This window comes from Shewanella sp. SG41-4 (assembly GCF_014164505.1).
Lineage (GTDB): Bacteria > Pseudomonadota > Gammaproteobacteria > Enterobacterales > Shewanellaceae > Shewanella.
Map to the genome: position 1 here is coordinate 1 of NZ_JACJFI010000513.1, position 1,847 is coordinate 1,847.

Below are 1,847 nucleotides of genomic sequence, written 5' to 3' on the forward strand. Positions count from 1 at the left end.
GGTCAGATGTGCGAGAAAGGCCATGTGAGCTTCACGCATTCTTGTATAAAGAGTCTTCAACGACTTAAAGTTCAGAGTTGATTCACACCCTTTGAAAGTAAAGTATTTAACTTATTTATGCCCCATTCCTTGCTAGGGATGCCAATTCGCCAATTTCAACTTACTGAATAATTTTCAGTCTATTCGGGTAATAAAGGTTTGCTCGTCATCCACAAAAGCTACAAAGCCGCCGTGATAGATAAATACCCGCCCACGCCCCTCTACTAAGCAGGCAAGCTGTGGGTCCAAATCTTCTTCGTTACCCTGTCTTTGATATGTGCCGATATCGGTGATTACGCCGCTGAGAGTAGGCAAATATCTATAAGTTCGCTTTGCTTGATCAACCAGGTTCAATTCGCTGGCGACAGAGAAGCAAGAGGGTATCGTACCGGCTTCTTCGATAAACATCGTTTTCAGTTCTTCAAAAGCTGTGATAACTAGCCAGTCGATGCCGTTAACATGATGGATAAACATTGAGTTTCTCGGTAATTCTGATGCGGAGATTTTAACATGATCAGGGGCAGAACGTAGTAGAGATTTAGTATTTCTGTGCAATTTACGGTCATTCACTAGGACACCTTGAAACACGTCTTTGCCCCAAAGTTTGTTTCAAATATGAACCTTTGGCCACATCATCCCAGACGAAAAATGCAAAAAAAGTGAATAATTTTCGATGGGGATCGTACTGCTTAACACTTCATCAGTATCTGGCTTATAAATATCGGATAAGTATCCTGTGTAAGCCATATTTCCCACTTTTATGTTGTGTGTACGTTATACAAAAACAGTTGTAATGGTTTTTAGTGTTTTTTAAGTTAAATCGGCTAATAAGTAAACTAAAGTAGTACGATAAATAATTTGTATATTTTGTAGTACATTGAAATAAATGTGTTTTTATTTCCTGTTGAATATTGAATTCACTTTTAACGTGCAACCTCGCTTTTATTTGTCAGTGGAGTTAAATAAAACTTCTTTACATCAAGAAGATAGTAAATGTAGGATGATATTAATCAATAACTTAAAAGGGCGACTTTACTTTTTTTTGCCCTTCAATAAGCTGTTAACTTCTAAAACCTAGACCAAGGAGGTCTATATGAAATTTACCAGTAAGACAGAAAGTAAGGAATCTACTGTGCAGATACCCTGTGGGAATGAGTTGTGTAATAACAGCCTCAATGTACCATTAATAATGATTCTATCTGGTAAGGGTGAAGTTAGATGTGATCTTTGTGGTCACACTACTTCTTTGGAGAACTCGCATCAAGACGAGAATCTTTAGTTACCTCCGCTTCCCACAGACTTTGAGGGATCATGGCAACAAACTCTTGAAGAAGGCTCTCTAATCTTTCTTGAGTCTTCATTATTTCTTTTTGTTTATTTAAAATAAATTTAAAGCTTTTACCATGTACCATTGTTACTTCGATATGGTGTTTTTGTTCTTTGTTCATAAATTATTACTCCTGTTTAAGTAGGTTTTATATTTTGATTAAAATTGATTCTAGTTTAGATACTTATAATGATAATCTTGGTAAAGCATATGACTCAAGATTATCCAAAGAAGATAAAATCATATTAAGAGATTACTTCTCGTCTTTTGTATCTGACTCCTTTGCTAAGAAACACCCAGTACCAGAAAAGGCATTAAAAGCATTGAAACATATTGATAAATCTCTCCACAATATTGTAAGCGGTCAATGAACTGGTGAAGCTTATTCTGCTTCACCTAAATCAACATTCCACGGCAGCAAATCAGTCATATCATCTAATGGTGCACGCTTGGGTAATTCCGTAAAGAGATGACGGAAATA

3 protein-coding genes are annotated in these 1,847 nt (G+C 36.3%); 1 reads left to right on the forward strand and 2 read right to left on the reverse strand.

The features are described from left to right. Window positions 1–174 precede the first annotated feature (174 nt). Both H5202_RS21725 and H5202_RS21730 read right to left on the reverse strand, forming a co-directional pair. Window positions 175–513, reverse strand: coding sequence for a cytosolic protein (locus tag H5202_RS21725; RefSeq protein ID WP_182773876.1), 339 nt, complete (start codon window positions 511–513; stop codon window positions 175–177). Window positions 514–1,277: 764 nt separating this feature from the next. Then, on the reverse strand, window positions 1,278–1,487 hold the full coding sequence (locus tag H5202_RS21730; protein ID WP_182773874.1) for a hypothetical protein: 210 nt from the start codon (window positions 1,485–1,487) through the stop codon (window positions 1,278–1,280). A gap of 34 nt (window positions 1,488–1,521) precedes the next feature. On the opposite strand from H5202_RS21730, the gene H5202_RS21735 reads away from it, so the two are divergent. Further along, a complete protein-coding gene (locus H5202_RS21735; protein ID WP_182773875.1) occupies window positions 1,522–1,737 on the forward strand; it encodes a hypothetical protein in 216 nt (71 codons plus the stop codon). Window positions 1,738–1,847: the final 110 nt, after the last annotated feature.

Coding starts and splice junctions, on each gene's coding strand:
- H5202_RS21725 (WP_182773876.1), bottom strand. CDS start 513: ATGTTTATCCATCATGTTAACGGCATCGACTGGCTAGTTATCACAGCT.
- H5202_RS21730 (WP_182773874.1), bottom strand. CDS start 1,487: ATGAACAAAGAACAAAAACACCATATCGAAGTAACAATGGTACATGGT.